This window comes from Acidithrix sp. C25, assembly GCF_904848545.2.
This window is the reverse complement of sequence record NZ_CAJHCI020000010.1, coordinates 856,185-875,109: the sequence shown is the minus strand read 5'-3', so window position 1 is coordinate 875,109 and position 18,925 is coordinate 856,185. Positions and strand designations below refer to the sequence as shown.

16 protein-coding genes and 1 tRNA gene are annotated in these 18,925 nt (G+C 49.2%); all 17 read left to right on the top strand.

Going from position 1 to position 18,925, the window contains the following annotated elements; genetic code table 11:
• Positions 1–232 precede the first annotated feature (232 nt).
• The 17 genes from ACIDITHRIX25_RS79500 to rplW all read left to right on the top strand — a co-directional run bounded on the left by ACIDITHRIX25_RS79500 (position 233) and on the right by rplW (position 18,921).
• Positions 233–304, top strand: a tRNA-Trp gene (locus ACIDITHRIX25_RS79500).
• A gap of 27 nt (positions 305–331) precedes the next feature.
• Positions 332–625 (top strand): preprotein translocase subunit SecE, encoded by a 294-nt coding sequence (secE, locus tag ACIDITHRIX25_RS79495; protein WP_152625815.1) that lies wholly within the window; start codon positions 332–334, stop codon positions 623–625.
• 43 nt (positions 626–668) lie between these two features.
• Positions 669–1,370 (top strand): transcription termination/antitermination protein NusG, encoded by a 702-nt coding sequence (gene nusG, locus ACIDITHRIX25_RS79490; protein WP_052604337.1) that lies wholly within the window; start codon positions 669–671, stop codon positions 1,368–1,370.
• 115 nt (positions 1,371–1,485) lie between these two features.
• On the top strand, positions 1,486–1,914 hold the full coding sequence (gene rplK / locus ACIDITHRIX25_RS79485) for a 50S ribosomal protein L11 (RefSeq protein ID WP_052604336.1): 429 nt from the start codon (positions 1,486–1,488) through the stop codon (positions 1,912–1,914).
• Between the two features lie 41 nt (positions 1,915–1,955).
• Positions 1,956–2,675: a 50S ribosomal protein L1 gene (gene rplA / locus ACIDITHRIX25_RS79480; RefSeq protein WP_052604335.1), complete on the top strand. Its 720-nt coding sequence runs from the start codon at positions 1,956–1,958 to the stop codon at positions 2,673–2,675.
• 191 nt (positions 2,676–2,866) lie between these two features.
• Positions 2,867–3,400, top strand: a complete 534-nt coding sequence (gene rplJ / locus ACIDITHRIX25_RS79475; protein ID WP_052604363.1) for a 50S ribosomal protein L10 — start codon at positions 2,867–2,869, stop codon at positions 3,398–3,400.
• 122 nt (positions 3,401–3,522) lie between these two features.
• On the top strand, positions 3,523–3,900 hold the full coding sequence (gene rplL, locus ACIDITHRIX25_RS79470; RefSeq protein ID WP_052604334.1) for a 50S ribosomal protein L7/L12: 378 nt from the start codon (positions 3,523–3,525) through the stop codon (positions 3,898–3,900).
• Positions 3,901–4,247: 347 nt separating this feature from the next.
• Positions 4,248–7,814, top strand: a complete 3,567-nt coding sequence (rpoB, locus tag ACIDITHRIX25_RS79465) for a DNA-directed RNA polymerase subunit beta (RefSeq protein WP_052604333.1) — start codon at positions 4,248–4,250, stop codon at positions 7,812–7,814.
• 3 nt (positions 7,815–7,817) lie between these two features.
• Complete coding sequence (locus ACIDITHRIX25_RS79460) at positions 7,818–11,771, top strand: DNA-directed RNA polymerase subunit beta' (protein ID WP_201733336.1); 3,954 nt, start codon at positions 7,818–7,820, stop codon at positions 11,769–11,771.
• A gap of 324 nt (positions 11,772–12,095) precedes the next feature.
• Positions 12,096–12,467: a 30S ribosomal protein S12 gene (gene rpsL / locus ACIDITHRIX25_RS79455; RefSeq protein WP_052604332.1), complete on the top strand. Its 372-nt coding sequence runs from the start codon at positions 12,096–12,098 to the stop codon at positions 12,465–12,467.
• 6 nt (positions 12,468–12,473) lie between these two features.
• Positions 12,474–12,944: a 30S ribosomal protein S7 gene (rpsG, locus tag ACIDITHRIX25_RS79450; protein WP_052604331.1), complete on the top strand. Its 471-nt coding sequence runs from the start codon at positions 12,474–12,476 to the stop codon at positions 12,942–12,944.
• Positions 12,945–13,260: 316 nt separating this feature from the next.
• Entirely contained in the window at positions 13,261–15,345 is a 2,085-nt protein-coding gene (gene fusA / locus ACIDITHRIX25_RS79445; RefSeq protein ID WP_052604362.1) for an elongation factor G, read from the top strand.
• Between the two features lie 78 nt (positions 15,346–15,423).
• Positions 15,424–16,611, top strand: a complete 1,188-nt coding sequence (tuf, locus tag ACIDITHRIX25_RS79440; RefSeq protein WP_052604330.1) for an elongation factor Tu — start codon at positions 15,424–15,426, stop codon at positions 16,609–16,611.
• A 133-nt stretch (positions 16,612–16,744) separates the two neighbouring features.
• Positions 16,745–17,071: a 30S ribosomal protein S10 gene (rpsJ, locus tag ACIDITHRIX25_RS79435; RefSeq protein ID WP_052604329.1), complete on the top strand. Its 327-nt coding sequence runs from the start codon at positions 16,745–16,747 to the stop codon at positions 17,069–17,071.
• 221 nt (positions 17,072–17,292) lie between these two features.
• A complete protein-coding gene (rplC, locus tag ACIDITHRIX25_RS79430) occupies positions 17,293–17,934 on the top strand; it encodes a 50S ribosomal protein L3 (RefSeq protein WP_052604328.1) in 642 nt (213 codons plus the stop codon).
• 3 nt (positions 17,935–17,937) lie between these two features.
• Positions 17,938–18,630: a 50S ribosomal protein L4 gene (rplD, locus tag ACIDITHRIX25_RS79425; RefSeq protein ID WP_052604327.1), complete on the top strand. Its 693-nt coding sequence runs from the start codon at positions 17,938–17,940 to the stop codon at positions 18,628–18,630.
• A gap of 3 nt (positions 18,631–18,633) precedes the next feature.
• Complete coding sequence (gene rplW / locus ACIDITHRIX25_RS79420) at positions 18,634–18,921, top strand: 50S ribosomal protein L23 (protein ID WP_052604326.1); 288 nt, start codon at positions 18,634–18,636, stop codon at positions 18,919–18,921.
• Positions 18,922–18,925 lie beyond the last annotated feature (4 nt).

The following is an 18,925-nucleotide window of genomic DNA, read 5'->3' as shown; positions in this document are numbered from 1 at the left end:
TGGCTCAGACCTTTGTGGATTTAATTGAAGGTTGGAGGGTGAAATTGGGAGGCAATTAGCTTTCTTGGGGAGATAATTGTTCGAGATCAGAATTTCATGGTCGTAAATATTCCTGAAGTTGGAGAGCAAGCGCTTAGAATTGAATCTCCGATAAGTATTTTCGGACACTGTTTAGGTTTGACTTCTTCATGGAGCTAACTTCGCGGTAGTCTGATAAGCTTGTGTCGGTCTTAGGGTAGTAGCTCAATGGTAGAGCACCGGTCTCCAAAACCGGGTGTTGGGGGTTCGAGTCCCTCCTACCCTGCGCAAATTTACCGGAAGAGGTTTTTAGGTGAATCGTCAATCGAAACGTCTTATGGCTCGCCAGCAAAGCCAGAGCGAAGCGGAACGGGCGAACGCCCCAAAGAAAGTTATATCTCAGAAGAATCAGCCAGAGTCAAAGCGACTTACGCCAAAGATATATCTTCGTGAAGTTCGTGATGAACTCAAGAAGGTTACTTGGCCAACTCGAAAGACGGTCATTAACTATTCGACTGTAGTTTTTATAACCCTTACCTTTCTTATCGCTTTGATATTCGTGCTGAACTTGGCTTTCTCCAAAGCCGTTCTATTTTTGTTTGGCTGATTCAGTCTTGGCTCTTGGGTGCCGCTGCTACTTTAGGATTTAAATGACTGACTTTTTTGATGAAACACCCCCAGAAGAAGATATACCTTCACGCGAGGAGGTTGAAGCTCCGATCCAGGTGATACCTGGGAAATTGGAGTATGTAAAGGATGGCGACGAGGTTCCTCTGGAGCCACAAGGGCCTCCGGAACAGAGCCCATTTGATCTGCCAGGGGACTGGTATGTCATACATTCATATTCTGGTTATGAGAAGAAAGTGAAGTCCAATCTGGAGTCTCGCATGAGTTCCATGCAAGTGGAAGATCGAATTCACCAAATTTTTATTCCGATGGAAGATGTCACCGAGATAAAAAATGGCAAACGAGTTGTCTCCCAGAAGAAGGTTTTTCCCGGGTATATCCTAGTGCGCGCTGACCTAGACGATCTGACTTGGGATGTGGTGCGGCATACGCCTGGTGTAACTGGTTTTGTCGGCATGGGATCGAAGCCGACGCCGCTATCACGTAAAGAAGTCGAATCCATTCTTAATTTCTCTGTCGAACCGATGGATCTTCAAAGAAAGTCAAGGCCTACTCTTGAATATCAGGTAGGTGACCCAGTAACCGTCAAGGACGGCGCCTTTGAGGGGCTAACAGGGATGATATCTGAGATAAATGAAGATCACCTCAAGTTGAAGGTGCTTGTCAATATATTTGGCAGGGAAACGCCTGTTGAGTTGGAATTTGCTCAAGTAGCCAAGGTATAGCTACCTAAAATCATATTGGCCTCTGCAGGATATTGCAGGATCCGCCGTATGATGTACTAGTTCATTAGCTGTTGTATGTCAGCCAAAAATTTAACAAAGTGAAACGAAACTAAAGATGGCAAAGCGTCGTGTTACCGCAATTGTAAAGATTCAGCTGCCCGCTGGAGCTGCTACTCCAGCTCCCCCGGTAGGTACCGCTCTTGGACCCCATGGAATTCAAACCATGGAGTTTTGTAAGCAGTATAATGCAGCCACAGAAGCGCAGCGTGGAACGGTTATCCCGGTTGAGGTTACAATCTTCGATGACCGCTCATTCACATTTGTGCTAAAGACCCCTCCGACACCGGTTTTGCTGCGACAAGCAGCCGGCGTTCCAAAGGGATCTGCAACCAACAAGAGAGTTGTAGCCGGAACTATTTCTGGTGACCAACTCGAAGAGATCGCTAAAACCAAGCTGCCGGACCTAAATGCCAACGATCTAGACGCCGCTAAGCGTCAAATTGCCGGAACGGCACGATCAATGGGCATCAAGGTCGCCGAATAGGCCTCGTCGAGCAGTTCATATATTTGGGAGATTTACCTTAAATGGCAAAAGTTACAAAGCGCATGAAGGCGCTAACGGCGTCCTATGACAGAGAACATCTAAATGTTCCAGCTGAAGCGGTGGAGACTGTAAGGAAGCTTGCAACTGCAAAGTTTGATGAGTCGATTGAGTTAGCGGTACGCTTGGGTGTTGACCCCCGAAAGGCCGATCAAATCGTGCGAGGTACCGTTTCACTACCAGCTGGTACTGGTCGAGAAGTCAGAGTCGCAGTCTTTGCATCCGGTGAAGCAGCCAATGAGGCCCGTGAGGCCGGAGCTGACGTCGTAGGCGCTGATGATTTGGTTGCTCGTATTCAAGGTGAGAGTTTTCTCGATTTTGATATAGCAATAGCCACTCCGGACCTTATGGGTCAAGTTGGCAAGTTGGGTCGTATTCTTGGTCCAAGAGGCCTCATGCCTAACCCCAAGACCGGTACTGTCACCACTGACGTTGCCAAGGCAGTCCGTGAATTCAAGGGCGGAAGAGTTGAATATCGCACCGATCGCGTGGGAAATGTTCAAGTACCGATCGGCAAAGCATCCTTCACCAAGGATCAGCTCCTTGAGAACTTTAGAGCAGTCGTTGATGAGCTCAGTAGAGCTAAGCCAGCATCCTCAAAGGGTCGCTACTTCAAGAGCGTTACCTTGGCTTCGACAATGGGACCTGGCGTCAAAGTTGATACTAACCGTCTGAGGGTTACAGAAGAGGATCTAGCGAGCTAGACTCCCTGATAGATTTCAAATATATAGGCAGTTGCCAAAGACCTTTGGTGCTCTTTTAGAGTGTAAATTCCAAGTGAAGCCAAAGTAGGTAACGATAAAAGTTTTTGGTACTGCCACAGATCGCCTCCAAGCGACTTGTGGCTTTTTGTTTTGTTCCGACTTTGGAGCAAATCTTTTGGATTGGAGAGAGTATGGATAATCCGCGTCCCGATAAGGTGGCGATAGTAGAGGAGCTAAACCAAAAATTTGCTAGTTCCGCTGCTGTTGTGGTCGCTGAATATCGTGGTTTGAAGGTCTCGGATCTCGAGGCGCTTCGTCGGTCTCTTGCGCTAGCCGGTGGCTCCTTCAAGGTGTACAAAAATACTCTTGTGAAGCGATCAGCCGATGCCGCAGGGCTAGAAGGACTGGCAGCTTACCTCGATGGGCCAACAGCTCTGGCGTTCGTGGAAACAGACGTCGTTGAGGTAGCGAAGGTTCTAAAGGAGTTTACAAAGACTCACCCGCTTCTCGTCGTGAAGGCTGGCGTCTTAGGCAATAGCGTGATAGATGCCAAGGGCGCACTTGCCCTCGCAGAGCTTCCTTCGCGCGAGGCCCTCTTGGGCCAGCTGGCTGGAGTCATGGCCGCGCCTATGCGCGACTTCGCTTCGGTTCTCAAGGCACTGCCGCAAAACTTTGCATATGCTCTATCTGCCTTGGTGGACAAGCAGACCGAAGAAGCAGCATAGCATTTACCCAATTTGGTCGTCGCCAGTTGGCGCGGCCGCTTAGATCCCTACGCCAGGTGGCTGGCGGGAGAGTACATCTTTAGTGATGTGCTTAAAATTTGAAAAATAGAAAGGAAACACAAATGGCAACTTCTGAGGAAATTCTAGAATCAATTGCATCCATGACCGTACTAGAGCTGAGCGAATTGCTCAAGGCTTTCGAGGAGAAGTTTGGCGTAACCGCAGCTGCTCCTATGGCTTTTGCAGCTCCAGTTGGTGGCGGCGATGCAGCACCTGTAGTGGAAGAGCAAGATGAGTTCGATGTTATCTTGACCGGCGCCGGCGAGAAGAAGATTCAGGTCATCAAGGAAGTTCGCAGCTTGACAAATCTTGGTCTAAAAGAGGCCAAGGATCTCGTTGATGGTGCTCCTAAGGCCGTACTGGAGAAGGTATCGAAGGAAGACGCCGAGAAGGCTAAGGCTCAGCTCGAAGGAGCAGGCGCCACGGTCGAGCTCAAGTAACATAAGTTTTTCGGTGGCGTTCGATCTATAATTGAGTTTATAGTTAGAGCAATAGATTAGTGAGCCACTTGCTCAGAGATGATATGGTGTTTCACTAATCCTGCCGAACTTGTTGATCAAAGGAGTCAAAATCGATATTTTCTCTGTTTTTGCCTCCTTTGACGAAATATTTGATGAAAGTTGAGTCAATCCTGCAAAGGATTGACTCGCTTTTGCGTCTCTATGTGTAAACTAGAAGATTGCCGTGCTTTCATTCTTACTCGCCCTCTTGCGCTTTTTGAGCATCTTTAAGAGCCCCTTGGCGATTCATGTCCTATTTCAGGTGAACTCTAGCTGGGAGAGATTCGTTGACCTCTAGATCTCGTTCTATTGAACGGTATTCGTTTGCAAATCTGGATGAGGTTTTGCCTCTACCAGACCTCATTTCTATTCAAAGAGAATCCTTCGATTGGTTTCTCCGCAAGGGCCTCTCAGAGGCCTTCGCGGAGTTAAGTCCGATTGAGGATTTTTCGGGTAAATTAGCTCTTGAATTAAATTTCGACGCCGATGACCCCGACCTTACGCCCGTGCCAAAATATAGCGAAGAGTTCTGCAAAGAGCGTGATTTAACTTATCAGGCTCCGATCTTCGTGAAGGCTACATTTATCAATAAGGGTACAGGTGAGCTCAAAGAGCACACAGTATTCATGGGTGATTTCCCTATGATGACTGAACGAGGTTCTTTCATTATAAACGGCACTGAACGTGTCGTTGTCTCCCAGTTGGTCCGATCTCCCGGAATTATTTTCCAAAAAGGTCGAGAGGCCAAGACTGTCGTTAGCGGAACGATTCATGCTTACCGTGGGGAGTGGCTCGAATTTGATGTCGAGTCTAAGCCTGGTCGCGAATTAAACGCTGGGGCTAGAGTTGCTCGAAAGAGGCGTATCTCTATCTTTACATTGATTCGTGCACTGGGTTATGACGATCCAGAGCTGCTTGAGCGCTTCGTTGAGGAGTTTGATTTTCTTTCGGATCAATGGTCCAAGGACAAAAATATACACAAGACTCAAGAAGAGGCATTGCTCGAGATCTATAAGAGGGTTCGTCCTGCTGACCTTCAGAATATTGAGTCCGCTCGAAATTACTTCGAGAGTTCCTTCTTCTCGACCAAGCGATACGACCTTACTCGAGTTGGTCGTTATAAGCTCTCTCGTAAGCTTGGTGCTGAGATTGAAAGACTATCTGATGTATTGGGGTTGGATCTTCCGGTGCCAGGTAGCAAAGATACAACTCTTTCACCAGCTGAGATATTGAGCGCAATCTCTTACATGCTCTGTTTGGTGGCACAGCGGCCCGGCTATCGCCTTGATGACCAGGATCACTTTGCCAATCGTCGAGTTCGTAGCGTAGGCGAGCTGATTCAGAATCAGCTTCGTTTGGGCCTCTCTCGATTGGAGAGATTGGTCAAAGAGCGTATGTCTACTCAGGATGTTGAGGCAATTACTCCTCAGACTCTGATCAATATACGACCAGTTAGTGCAGCTATCAAAGAGTTCTTTGCGACTTCTCAGTTGAGCCAGTTTATGGATCAGGTGAATCCTCTTTCTGGCCTAGCAAACAAACGTCGTCTCTCGGCATTGGGACCTGGTGGTCTTTCTCGTGAGCGAGCAGGCTTTGAGGTCCGTGACGTTCACACATCTCACTATGGCAGGATGTGCCCAATTGAGACGCCAGAAGGTCCAAACATCGGATTGATTGGTGCGCTAGCTAGTTATGCGCGTATCAACGAGTTTGGCTTTATCGAGACTCCTTATCGCAAGGTAGTCGAGGGAATAGTCACCGATGAGATTGCCTACTATCCTGCGGACTTGGAAGAGCAGTTTATTATTGCTCAGGCGAACGCACCTATCGACAAAGACGGACGGTTCATTGAAGATAAGGTTCTTGTTCGACGTGGTCCAATTGGTGCAGAAGTTCGAGTTGGCGTAGATACCACTTCGTATGCGTCTACCTCGGAGATTGACTTTGTCTCTGCTAAAGAGGTGGAGTTGATGGACGTCTCTCCAAAGCAGATCGTCTCAGTGTCGACCTCTTTGATTCCATTCATTGAGCACGACGATGCTAACAGGGCACTTATGGGTGCGAACATGCAAAAGCAGGCGGTTCCGCTTTTGGTGCCTGAGGCTCCTTATATCGGGACCGGTGTTGAGGCTCGTGCTGCACGAGACGCAGGTGACGTTGTCTTGGCGGAAGGTGTCGGAACTGTTACCGATGTCAGCGGAGATAGGGTTACGGTTGAATATGAGGTTGGGGAGTGCGATCGTTACGGTCGAGTTCTTGGTCGCAAGATCTACCCAATCGCTAAGTTTCGTCGTTCCAATCAAAATACTAGTTATAACCAGGTAGTGCTAGTCAACGTTGGGGAGCACTTGGTCAAGGGCTCTGTGATAGCTGATGGGCCAGCAACTCATGAAGGTGAGTTGGCTCTTGGTAAGAACCTTCTTGTGGCATTTATGCCTTGGGAAGGCTACAACTATGAAGACGCGATTATTCTTTCGGAGCGCCTGGTAAAAGATGACGTGCTCACATCTATTCACATCGATGAGCATGAGACTGATGCTCGTGAAACGCGACTTGGACCAGAGGAGATCACCAGAGATATACCAAATCTTTCAGAAGAGATCCTCTCTGACTTGGACGAACGTGGTATCGTCCGCATCGGTGCTGAAGTCGGACCAAATGATATTTTGGTCGGTAAGGTCACACCAAAGGGCGAGACCGAATTGACACCCGAGGAGAGGCTTCTTAGAGCTATCTTCGGGGAGAAATCTCGAGAGGTTAGAGATACTTCGCTTAAGGTCCCTCATGGTGAATACGGGAAAGTTATCGACGTGAAGGTATTTTCACGCGATGAGAATCCCGATTTAGCTGCTGGGGTCAATCAGTTGGTAAGGGTCTATGTGGCTCAACGTCGTAAGATTACAGAAGGCGATAAGCTTGCTGGTCGCCACGGTAACAAAGGTGTTATCTCTAAGATTTTGCCCCTTGAGGATATGCCCTATATGGAAGATGGCACTCCTGTTGATATTATCTTGAATCCACTTGGAGTTCCTAGCCGGATGAACGTTGGTCAGGTCCTCGAGTCGCACTTAGGGTATACGGCACGTTGGGGATGGCCAGGCAACCCCTTGGCCGATGAGCCCGTGCGAGGTACTGAGACTAAAACTCGACCAAGAACTAAGCCATCTTCGTGGATTGCAACGCCCGTCTTTGATGGTGCGCACTGGGATGAAGAAGATAAAGCTGGTCGTCACCCGACGATCCAGAATATCTTTGAGAATCTGAATCCAGAATCTCGCGACGGGGTGAGGTTGATTGGCAATGACGGCAAGGTCACACTATATAACGGGCGTACCGGGGATAAGTATGACAACGCGGTTTCTGTCGGTTATGTCTATATCCTAAAACTCGCTCACCTTGTAGATGACAAGATTCACGCACGTTCGACCGGTCCATACTCCATGATTACCCAACAGCCGTTGGGTGGTAAAGCTCAATTTGGTGGTCAGCGCTTTGGAGAGATGGAAGTTTGGGCTCTTGAAGCTTATGGAGCTGCATATGCTCTTCAGGAACTTTTGACTATTAAGTCTGACGACGTCTTGGGTCGTGTCAAGGTATATGAGGCGATTGTAAAGGGAGAGAATATTCCTGAGCCAGGAATTCCTGAGAGCTTTAAAGTTTTGATCAAAGAGATGCAATCGCTTGGTCTAGACGTAGAGGTTCTCTCGCATTCTGGCGAGGAGATTCAGATCCGTGAGATCGATGAAGACGCATTTAGAACAACCGAACAACTCGGGATTTCACTAGCACGTCCTGAACGTGGGTCGGATTACGACGACGGTCAAAGGCGCTTCGGTGGAGAAGGGAGCTTTTAATAGATGATTGATGTCAATGAATTCAATAATCTTCGTATCGGCATCGCTAGCTCTGATGCCATTCGTTCATGGTCTCATGGCGAGGTCAAAAAGCCTGAGACGATTAACTATCGAACCTTGCGCCCCGAACGTGATGGTCTATTTTGCGAGAAGATTTTCGGTCCAACTAAGGACTGGGAATGCGCTTGTGGAAAGTATAAGAGGGTTCGTTTCAAGGGTATTATCTGCGAACGCTGTGGCGTCGAGGTTACCCGAAACAAGGTTCGCCGTGAGCGAATGGGCCATATCGAACTGGCAGCTCCTGTAGTTCATATCTGGTACCTTCGTGGTACTAGATCGTGGTTGGCTTATCTATTGATGGGTACATCTCTAAAAGAGGAACTCAAGGCTAAGCAGCTAGAAAAGGTTATCTATTTCGCCGCCAACTTGGTTACCTGGGTTGATGAGGATAAGCGTCACGAAGATCTCTCTAATCTAGAGATCGAACACGCTGCCAAGGTAAAAGAGGTTGAGAATCGAAAGAATCTCGATCTTGATGCTATCTTCAAAGAAAACGAAGAAGAACTAGCTGAACTCGAGGCAAAGGGTGCCAAAGAGGCTGAGATTCGAGCAGTTCAGAAGCGCTTTGAACAGCGTCTTGAGCTAGCTCGTGCTCGCTTTGATAGAGATATCGAAGTGGCCGAGAGGGCTTTTGATGCCTTTAGAAATCTACATGGTCGTCAAATTATCGAGGATGAAATCCTGTGGCGTGAACTTCGGGAGAGCTTTGGCGAATACTTCGAAGGCGGCATGGGTGCTGAAGCTATAGCTAAGCTGATCGGTCGTTTGGATTTGGTCGATGAGGAGCGAAAGCTTAGAGAGATCATTGATCCCACCGACGGAAGAAAGCCACTAGCTGCCCAACGTCGTCAGAAGGCTATCAAGAGACTTAAGATTGTCTCGGCTTTCAATGCCGCGGCAAGCGCTGGTGAGCATGGAAAGATAAATTCTCCATCTTCGATGATCATGGACGTTATTCCAGTGATTCCACCGGATCTGCGCCCTATGGTTCAACTCGATGGTGGTCGTTTTGCTACTTCGGACCTCAATGACCTTTACCGTAGGGTCATAAACCGCAATAACCGCCTAAAGCGATTGCTCGATCTAGCGGCTCCTGAGATCATCGTGAATAACGAAAAGCGTATGCTCCAAGAGGCAGTTGACGCTCTCTTTGACAATGGGCGACGTGGTCGACCCGTTGTTGGTCCAGGAAATAGGCCACTAAAGAGTCTTTCTGACATGCTCAAAGGCAAGCAGGGACGTTTTCGTCAGAACCTTCTGGGAAAGCGCGTTGACTATTCGGGACGTTCGGTTATTGTCGTTGGACCAACACTAAAGCTGCATCAGTGCGGCCTCCCCAAGCAGATGGCACTTGAACTCTTTAAACCTTTCGTTATGAAGCGGTTGGTTGATCTTGAATACGCACAGAACATTAAGTCTGCAAAGCGAATGGTTGAGCGACGGCGAAATGAGGTCTGGAACGTTCTCTCTGAAGTTGTCAAAGAGCACCCAGTTCTCCTGAACCGCGCCCCGACCTTGCACCGCTTAGGTATTCAAGCTTTTGAGCCAGTGTTGGTGGATGGAAAGGCAATTCAGATTCACCCGTTGGTCTGTGCCGCCTTTAACGCTGACTTTGACGGTGACCAGATGGCTGTTCACCTTCCGCTTAGTTCCGAGGCGCAAGCCGAAGCTCGCATTCTGATGCTTAGTGCTAATAACATTCTTTCTCCTGCTACTGGTCGTCCAATTACAGTTCCTACTCAGGATATGGTCTTTGGTATCTACTATCTGACCATGGAGGTAAATGGGGCTAAAGGGGATGGAAGAGTCTTTAGGCACAGCTATGAGATTCAGCGTGCTTATGAGGCAGGCGACGTCAACTTGCACGCTCGAATCCTCTTTCGACGTCCAACCGAGGATGGATATGAAGAGATTGTCACTACTCCTGGTCGAGTTTTCTTCAATGATGCCCTTCCAAGTGACTTTCGTTTCGTAAACACTTTGATAGGTAAGAAGGCAACTCCAATCGGCTCGATCGTAGAAGAGATAGCCAATAACTACTCTAAGCAGGTCGTCTCTACCTCGCTGGATGCGATCAAGAGCCTCGGTTTTCGATTTGCAGCTCAGTCTGGTCTTACGATCTCTATCAATGACGTAAAGACGCCGTCGATCAAGGGTGAAATCTTGGATCGTTATGAGAAGGAAGCGGAAAAGGCTGAGACGCAGTTCAAGCGCGGTATTATTACCGACGACGAGCGGCGTCAAAAAGAGGTCGAGATATGGACCTCTGCAAACAGCGAGATCGGTAAGGCGATGGAGGCAGTACTCTCTTCGTTTGCCTTCAACCCCTTGGACATGATGGTGGACTCAGGTGCTCGTGGTAATGCTCAGCAGATTCGCCAGATATCTGGTATGAAGGGTCTTGTCTCTAACCCTAGAGGAGAGATGATTCCCCGTCCTATTAAATCTTCCTTCCGTGAGGGCCTCTCGGTACTCGAATACTTTATTTCAACACACGGTGCTCGAAAGGGATTGGCTGATACCGCCCTTCGAACAGCTGACTCTGGATATTTGACCCGTCGTTTGGTCGACGTTGCCCAAGAGTTGATCGTTCGTGTGGATGATTGCGGTTCTACCCGTGGTATTTGGATGGACGAGATAGTTCCCGATGAAGCTAAGCGTTCTTCTTATTTGGAGACTCGTATCTATGGAAGGGTCTTAGTAGAGGGCGTTGAACTGGTCGATGGAACGGTCCTTGGGACCGGTACCTTGATTGATGATAACGTTTTAGCTCAACTCCGTGACGATCCGGGTATCGATAGGATCAGGGTGCGTTCTGTATTGACTTGTGAGACTCCTCATGGAGTCTGTCGGGTTTGCTATGGACAATCCTTGAGCGCAGGTCGTTTGATCGACTTGGGTGAGGCCGTTGGCGTTATTGCTGCACAGTCGATTGGTGAACCTGGTACCCAGCTAACAATGCGTACCTTCCACCAGGGTGGCGTTGCAGGCGCTGACATCACCCATGGACTCCCTAGGGTGGTGGAGCTCTTTGAAGCACGTACCCCCAAGGGATCGGCCATCTTGGCCCACCGTAGTGGATCTGTGCAAGTTGAAGAGGGCGAAAGTCATCGAAAGCTTATTGTCATTGACGATCAGGGCGAGCGCGAGGAGTACGATCTATCTCCTAAGCAGCGCTTGGAGGTTCACGGTGGTGACATGGTTGAGGCTGGAGACGTTCTTGTCGATGGCCCCAAAGATCCTAAGGAACTCCTAGACATTAAAGGCATGCGCGAAGTTCAACAGTATTTGGTTGAAGAGGTACAAAAGGTCTACCGTGACCAAGGCGTTTCTATCCACGATAAGCATATTGAACTTATCGTGCGACAGATGCTCAAGAAGGTTACAGTGGCCGAGCCAGGCGATTCGGACTTTTTGCCCGGCGAGAGGGTAGACGCTCGTGTCTATCACGATCGCAACGTCGAACTGACCTCTTCTGATCAAAAGCCAGCTCTTGGTCGGCCCGAACTTATGGGTATTACCAAGGCGAGTCTCGCTACCGAGTCGTGGCTTTCTGCTGCGTCATTCCAGGAGACGACTCGCGTGCTGACTGAAGCGGCCATTGAGGCCCGTTCTGATTCGCTGCTTGGCTTGAAGGAAAATATTATCATCGGGAAGTTGATTCCGGCCGGTAGCGGCATGCCGCTCTATCGCAGTGTTCAGGTCTCAACTCCTCATGCACGGAAGATGTCGTATTGGTCATCTAGTGATGACTTTGATGAGTATGAGGACCCAGATGAGGATGAATTGGCCGACCTTGAGTCGACCATTGATGATTCATTTGACTTTGATCTTGATGTAGATCTAAACGACATTCCCGGTGGAATTGGCGGTAGCGGTCTGGGCGAAGGCGCCTGATATTATTTGATTCCAGAGAGAGTTCATCTTCCATCTTTTTATCATTAAGGGTGGTCCGTGGCCTCTTTCTGGGTCATTTGATCTAAGGGTTGTAGCGTTTGGTAGAAATACCATGCAGGTTGTTCGTCAAATCCGCCCTATAGTGTAATTTTGGCAAATTTTCGCCAAACTGTCGAGAGTTGCGCGACAGATTAGCCAGGGTTGTTTGTGGCGGACAGGGATCCCCTGTTTTTAAAGTTTGTTTTCCCCGAGGCCTGATGGTGGCTTTGGGGTCATGTTATTCGTAGCGGTCATATGATCGTCTACTAAAGTGGAGAGGTACCAATGCCAACGATTGCTCAGCTGGTACGCACCGGGAGAGAGTCAAAGAGGTCAAAGACCAAGACTCCTGCGCTAAAGGGCGCCCCGCAGCGTCGCGGTGTATGCACCAGGGTCTATACGACTACGCCCAAGAAGCCTAACTCGGCCTTACGCAAGGTGGCCCGTGTGCGATTGACTTCAGGTGTAGAAGTGACTGCATACATACCTGGCGTTGGCCATAATCTACAGGAGCACTCCATAGTGCTCGTTCGTGGCGGTCGAGTCAAAGACCTACCTGGTGTTCGATACAAGATTATTCGAGGTGCACTAGACACCTCGGGAGTAAAGAACCGTAAGCAAGCTCGTAGCCGCTACGGTGCTAAGAAGGAGAAGTAGTAAGCTATGCCTCGTAAAGGTCCAGCTCCAAGGCGGGAGATCGTCGCAGATCCCATTTATCATTCCACCTTGGTTACTCAGTTAATAAATAAGATTCTTTCCCGAGGCAAAAAGACCTTGGCGGAAGCCATTGTCTATGGTGCATTGGAGAATATCAAAGAGCGCACCGGCAACGATCCTTTGGTGATCCTCAAAAAAGCTATCGATAATACTAAGCCTGAACTAGAGGTTCGATCGAGGCGTGTTGGTGGGGCAACCTATCAGGTACCAGTTGAGGTCAAATCCCGCAGGGCTCACACTCTATCGATTCGTTGGCTCGTCTCATTTTCACGTAAGCGCCGTGAAAAGACGATGGTAATGCGGCTTGCGAACGAGATTCTTGATGCTTCTAATGGCATCGGTGCATCAGTGAAGCGTCGTGAGGATCTTCATAAGATGGCCGAATCCAATAAGGCGTTTGCTCACTATCGTTGGTAGCCATCCATTGCCCTATGATCGATCTAGGTTTTAAGATACGCTAGATTTGGTCAAAAGTGCTTTGGGTATGTAAATTTCCCGGCCAAAAATTTAAAAGCGTGGGTTGCGTCAGTAACCCACGCTTTGGTATGGATTTTGATTAATGCAGTTTCTGGGTTTTAAAAATCCTATGGGCGGCATGAAAAACTAGTACAAAGTCGGACAGAGAATTTATCAATTGAAGTCAAGGATCGAATAACTCCAGATCCTTGGAGTGGTTGATGATCGCGGTCTTGTAGGTGACACCAAAAGATGGTGTCGGACATTGAGGGACAAAATGACGGCTCGAGAATATCCGTTAGAGAAAATTAGAAATATCGGCATTATGGCCCACATTGATGCGGGCAAGACAACGACGACTGAGCGAATTCTTTACTACACCGGTAAGAACTACAAGATCGGTGAAGTTCACGAAGGTGCTGCGACAATGGACTGGATGGTTCAAGAGCAAGAGCGTGGAATCACCATTACTTCGGCCGCGACCACCTGCTTTTGGAATAGCCACCGCATTAATATTATCGACACTCCAGGCCACGTTGACTTTACCGTTGAGGTAGAGCGCTCACTTAGGGTTCTAGACGGCGCGGTAGCAGTCTTTGACGCAGTTGCTGGTGTGGAACCTCAGACTGAGACGGTTTGGCGACAGGCAAATAACTACAACGTTCCCCGCCTTTGTTTTGTAAATAAGATGGATCGTGTCGGGGCGAACTTTTATCGCTGTGTCGACATGATAAAGGATCGTTTGGATACCAATCCTCTTGTGATTCAACTCCCAATCGGTGCTGAGAACGGCTTTAGGGGAATTGTCGACATAATCGAGATGAAGGCGACCATCTATGAGGATGAACTGGGTGAGCGCTTTAGCGTTACAGAGATCCCAGAGGATGTTCTGGAGTCTGCCCAAGCCTATCACCACGATCTAATGGAATCCCTTGCATCCTTTGACGATGATCTCATGGAAGCTTATTTGGCTGAAGAGGAGATAACTCCAGCTCGGGTCGTAGAGGTTTTGCGCCAAGCTACAATTGCAGGTTACGGTGTACCGATTCTGTGTGGTTCGGCCTTTAAAAATAAGGGCGTTCAGCCAATGCTAGATGCCGTTGTGAATTTCCTTCCTAGCCCGTTGGATATTCCAGCAGCGATTGGTACTTCCCTTCGCGGAGAAGCCGGACTGAGCAGAGATGCCGACGATAAGGCACCTTTTTCTGCCTTGGCCTTTAAGATCATGACCGATCCATATGTAGGTAAGTTGACTTACTTTAGGGTCTATTCTGGTTCGCTCGAAAAGGGTTCTTCTGTCTTGAACAGCACCAAGGACAAAAAAGAGCGAATCGGGCGACTTTTGTTGATGCACGCTAACCATAGGGAAGATATCGATACCATCTTCGCGGGTGATATTGTTGCAGCGGTTGGTCTAAAGAACACCACCACCGGTGACACCCTTTGTGACGGCGACAGCCCCATTATCCTTGAGTCGCTGGAGTTCCCAGAGCCAGTTATTCACGTTGCAGTCGAGCCTAAGACCAAGGCCGATCAGGACAAGATGGGCAAAGCTCTTTATGCATTGTCCGAGGAAGACCCGACCTTTAGGATCCGGACTGATGAAGAGACCGGCCAGACTGTTATCTCAGGCATGGGCGAATTGCACCTCGAAGTGATCGTGGATCGTATGTTGCGCGAATTTAAGGTTGACGCTAACGTCGGTAAGCCCCAGGTTGCTTACCGAGAGACGATTCGCAAGACGATCGAAAAGGTGGAGTCAAAGTACGTTCGCCAGAGCGGTGGTCGTGGTCAATACGGTCACGTCGTAATCACCTTGGAGCCTACGGGCCCCGGTGGTGGTTACGAATTCGTCGATAAGATTACCGGCGGTGTAATTCCTAAGGAATATATACCTCCGGTTGATGCGGGTATTCAAGAGGCTATGACCTCTGGTGTACTCGCGGGCTATCCGACAGTGGATCTTCGGGTGATTTTGACCTTCGGGTCCTATCACGATGTTGACTCGTCGGAGATGGCATTCAAGATTGCTGGTTCTATGGCATTCAAGGAGGCTGCAAGGCGGGCATCGCCGGTTCTATTAGAGCCGATTATGTCAGTCGAAGTAGTTACCCCTGATGAATACATGGGCGATGTAATCGGAGATTTGTCATCAAGGCGTGGAAAGATTGAAGGTATGGACCAGCGAGGAAATGCTCAGGCAATTCGCGCTCAGGTTCCGCTGTCTGAGATGTTTGGATACGCCACTGACCTACGGTCGCGCACGCAAGGGCGCGCCACATACACTATGCAATTCAACTCGTACCAAGAAGTCCCGGACTCCATAGCCAAGGAGATCGTGGCGAGGGTGCGGGGCGAGTAGCCTAGTATCAGTACCTTGTAAGCAAGTCGGCGCCGTAATTTTCGGCGTCGGTCATACATAACGGAGCAAGTTGGAGAGATGGCAAAGCAAAAGTTTGAGCGCCTCAAGCCACACGTAAACATAGGAACCATGGGTCACATCGACCATGGTAAGACTACATTGACCGCAGCGATCACTAAGACGCTTGCGGATCGCAACCCGGGAGTGAAGTTCACCCCCTTTGATCAGATCGATAAGGCTCCTGAAGAGCGAGCTCGTGGTATAACAATCTCGATTGCCCACGTTGAGTATGAGACGCCAAATCGTCACTATGCCCACGTGGACATGCCAGGCCACGCTGACTACATTAAGAACATGATTACTGGTGCTGCCCAGGTTGACGGAGCAATTTTGGTTGTTTCCGCCGCCGACGGCCCCATGCCCCAGACTCGCGAGCACGTGTTGCTAGCCCGTCAGGTAGGCGTTCCTTACATCGTTGTAGCCCTAAACAAGGCTGACATGGTCGATGATGAGGAGTTGCTGGATCTGGTGGAGCTAGAGGTACGCGAACTCCTAAGCGAGTACGAGTTCCCTGGTGACGATACACCTGTTATTCGCGTAAGTGCACTCAAGGCTCTTGAGGGTGACGCCGAATGGCAAAGTAAGATCGTAGAGCTCATGGATGCAGTTGATTCTTACATCCCAGAGCCAGAGCGCCCAGTAGAGCGTCCTTTCTTGATGCCAATCGAGGACGTCTTTACGATCCAGGGTCGTGGTACTGTCGTAACTGGCAAGGTTGAGCGAGGAATCGTTCGAATCTCGGAAGAAGTCGAGATCGTCGGTCTACGCGCAACTCAAAAGACAGTTTGTACCGGTGTTGAGATGTTCAATAAGATCTTGGACCAAGGACAAGCTGGAGATAACGTAGGCGTTTTGCTTCGTGGAACTAAGAAGACTGACGTTGAGCGTGGCCAAGTGCTTTGTAAGCCTGGCTCGATCACTCCTCACACTGAGTTTGAAGCTAATGTGTACGTTTTGAACAAGGATGAAGGCGGCCGTCACAAGCCTTTCTTCAACAACTATCGTCCCCAGTTCTACTTTAGAACGACAGACGTTACCGGCTCGATCACCCTTCCTGAGGGTAAAGAGATGGTTGTCCCTGGTGACAACATTACTTTGAAGGTTGAGCTACAAAAGCCTATCGCAATGGATGAGGGTCTTCGTTTCGCTATTCGCGAAGGTGGCCGTACTGTTGGTGCTGGCGCTGTAACAAAGATCATAAAGTAACGCTGTCTAAATAGACAACTTCTCAGCGGTCAAGGTACGCTTGGTCGGTCCCAGAGAAATCTAGGGACCGACTTGTGCCTTTGATGCCCTATGATGGTAGGGCGCGTATTCGTGGATTTTATAAGGAATTATGATGGCAGAGAACTCAAAGCAGCGAATTCGTATCAGGCTAAAGGCCTATGACGCTGCCATATTGGACGCCTCAACTCGGAAGATTGTCGATACTGTCCTTCGTACCGATGCTAAGGTAAAGGGTCCAGTGCCACTGCCGACGGAGACGTCGCGCTACACTGTGATTCGATCCCCGCACAAGCACAAGGATTCCCGCGAGCATTTCGAGATGAGAGTTCACAAGCGCCTCTTGGATATCGTAGAGCACACCCCTAAGACTGTAGATTCGCTTCAGCGTCTCGACGTCCCAGCCGGTGTGGATATAGAAATAAAAGTCCAGAGTCTATAAGTAGCCGGATGGTCCAGGTTGGACCGGTAGGCTAGAAGAGTTTGAAAGCTTTGACGTCTGGGTAGGCCCTTGAGGAACCGCCTAGCAAACAGATGGCAGAGCTCCGCCGATTAGGCGGAGTTTTTGTGTCTGAGCAAAGGTGCTTTGTACCTTTGAACGTCGGGTTTTTAGATCTAAGCAAAGAATGTCTTTGCATTTAATTATGAAAGTTTCGTATAGAAATGGCAACCAAGGCTTTAGTAGGCAAGAAGTTGGGCATGACGCAACTCTGGGACGACCAGAACCAAATCATCCCAGTTACTGTCGTCAAGGTTGACCCAATGAGGGTCATGAGGGTGAAGCAGCCCTCCACTGACGGATATTCGGCCCTTTGCGTCACTTATGGCGCGAAGGATGCTAGGAAATTGAATAAGCCCGAGGCAGGAGTCTTTCGGGCTGCCGGCGTAGAACCGGGCGTAGAAATTATGGAGTTTCGACTCGATGATGTCTCCTCCTATTCTGTCGGCTCTGAATATGGAGTTGAGATTTGGGAGAGTGGGGACTTTGTTGATGTAACAGGTACATCCAAAGGCCACGGTTTTGCTGGAGTTATGAAGCGTCATAATTTTGCTGGCCAGAAGGCTACTCACGGTAACCATAAGAAGCATCGAGCTCCAGGTTCAATTGGCGCTTGCGCTACCCCAGCACGAGTCTTCAAGGGGACGCGCATGGCTGGGCAAATGGGTTCCGATAAGGTAACGACCCAGAACCTCAAAGTTGTAAAGTCCGATCCAGAGCGTGGTCTTTTGTTAATCAAGGGTGCCGTTCCAGGTGCTAAGGGCTCGTCTGTAGTCGTTCGTGACGCTGTGAAGGGTGGCAAGTAACTTATGAGCGCTGAAGTTGTTCGAGTGATCGAACTCAATCAATATGTCGCGGCCCTCTTGGACCACAACGGCAATCGCATCGGTGAAGTTGAACTGAATCCAACAGTCTTTGGTTACACGCCAAATGTTTCGCTTTTGCACCAGGTAGTTACTGCTCAGTTGGCTGCTGCCCGAAGTGGAACACAGTCCACCAAAACTCGCGCCGAGGTGCGCGGTGGTGGTCGTAAGCCATTTCGCCAAAAGGGTACTGGACGTGCCCGTCAAGGCTCCATACGAGCTCCCCATTGGGCAGGCGGTGGCGTAGCCCTAGGGCCAAAGCCACGTTCTTATGAGCAACGCACCCCAAAGAAGATGAAGCGTGCGGCTCTATATCATGCGCTTTCTGATCGAGCGGCTAACGACGCAATCGTAGTTGTTGAATCGTTTGAGTATGAGACTCCTAAGACTAAAAGTGGTATCGCATTTTTGTCCAATGCCGGTCTTTCGAATAAGAAGGTCCTCTTGGTGGTGGATCCATTTGAATATAACTTGGTAAGAACCTTTTCCAACTTGCCTCTCGTTCGTCTTATCGATGAGGCTGAGTTGAATCCCTACGATATCTTATGGTCAGATGTCGTTATCTTTGATAAGTCCACACTGATTGGCGAGGCTGATTCTTCCAGCGACGCCGATGACGAAGTGGCCACGGAAGGTTAAACGATGGCAAATCCATACTCGATTATCATCAAGCCAGTTATCTCCGAGAAGTCCTATGGACTCTCCGATGCCGGCGTCTATACATTTGTGGTCGATCGCAGGGCCAACAAGATTGAAATTGGTAAGGCCATAGAGGAGATCTTCTCCGTAAAGGTCGGCAAGGTCAACACTCTGAATCGCAAGGGTAAGCGGAAGCGTTCACGTAAAAGCGGACTCTATGCCAAACTCTCTGATACAAAGCATGCCATGGTCACCCTTAAAGAGGGTCAGATCGAACTGTTCCAGAGATAGAAGG

What these genes read in the sequence shown, in the direction of transcription:
- nusG (WP_052604337.1), top strand. Translation starts at nt 669, where the DNA reads ATGACTGACTTTTTTGATGAAACACCCCCAGAAGAAGATATACCTTCA.
- rplK (WP_052604336.1), top strand. Translation starts at nt 1,486, where the DNA reads ATGGCAAAGCGTCGTGTTACCGCAATTGTAAAGATTCAGCTGCCCGCT.
- rplA (WP_052604335.1), top strand. Translation starts at nt 1,956, where the DNA reads ATGGCAAAAGTTACAAAGCGCATGAAGGCGCTAACGGCGTCCTATGAC.
- rplJ (WP_052604363.1), top strand. Translation starts at nt 2,867, where the DNA reads ATGGATAATCCGCGTCCCGATAAGGTGGCGATAGTAGAGGAGCTAAAC.
- rplL (WP_052604334.1), top strand. Translation starts at nt 3,523, where the DNA reads ATGGCAACTTCTGAGGAAATTCTAGAATCAATTGCATCCATGACCGTA.
- ACIDITHRIX25_RS79460 (WP_201733336.1), top strand. Translation starts at nt 7,818, where the DNA reads ATGATTGATGTCAATGAATTCAATAATCTTCGTATCGGCATCGCTAGC.
- rpsL (WP_052604332.1), top strand. Translation starts at nt 12,096, where the DNA reads ATGCCAACGATTGCTCAGCTGGTACGCACCGGGAGAGAGTCAAAGAGG.
- rpsG (WP_052604331.1), top strand. Translation starts at nt 12,474, where the DNA reads ATGCCTCGTAAAGGTCCAGCTCCAAGGCGGGAGATCGTCGCAGATCCC.
- fusA (WP_052604362.1), top strand. Translation starts at nt 13,261, where the DNA reads ATGACGGCTCGAGAATATCCGTTAGAGAAAATTAGAAATATCGGCATT.
- tuf (WP_052604330.1), top strand. Translation starts at nt 15,424, where the DNA reads ATGGCAAAGCAAAAGTTTGAGCGCCTCAAGCCACACGTAAACATAGGA.
- rpsJ (WP_052604329.1), top strand. Translation starts at nt 16,745, where the DNA reads ATGGCAGAGAACTCAAAGCAGCGAATTCGTATCAGGCTAAAGGCCTAT.
- rplC (WP_052604328.1), top strand. Translation starts at nt 17,293, where the DNA reads ATGGCAACCAAGGCTTTAGTAGGCAAGAAGTTGGGCATGACGCAACTC.
- rplD (WP_052604327.1), top strand. Translation starts at nt 17,938, where the DNA reads ATGAGCGCTGAAGTTGTTCGAGTGATCGAACTCAATCAATATGTCGCG.
- rplW (WP_052604326.1), top strand. Translation starts at nt 18,634, where the DNA reads ATGGCAAATCCATACTCGATTATCATCAAGCCAGTTATCTCCGAGAAG.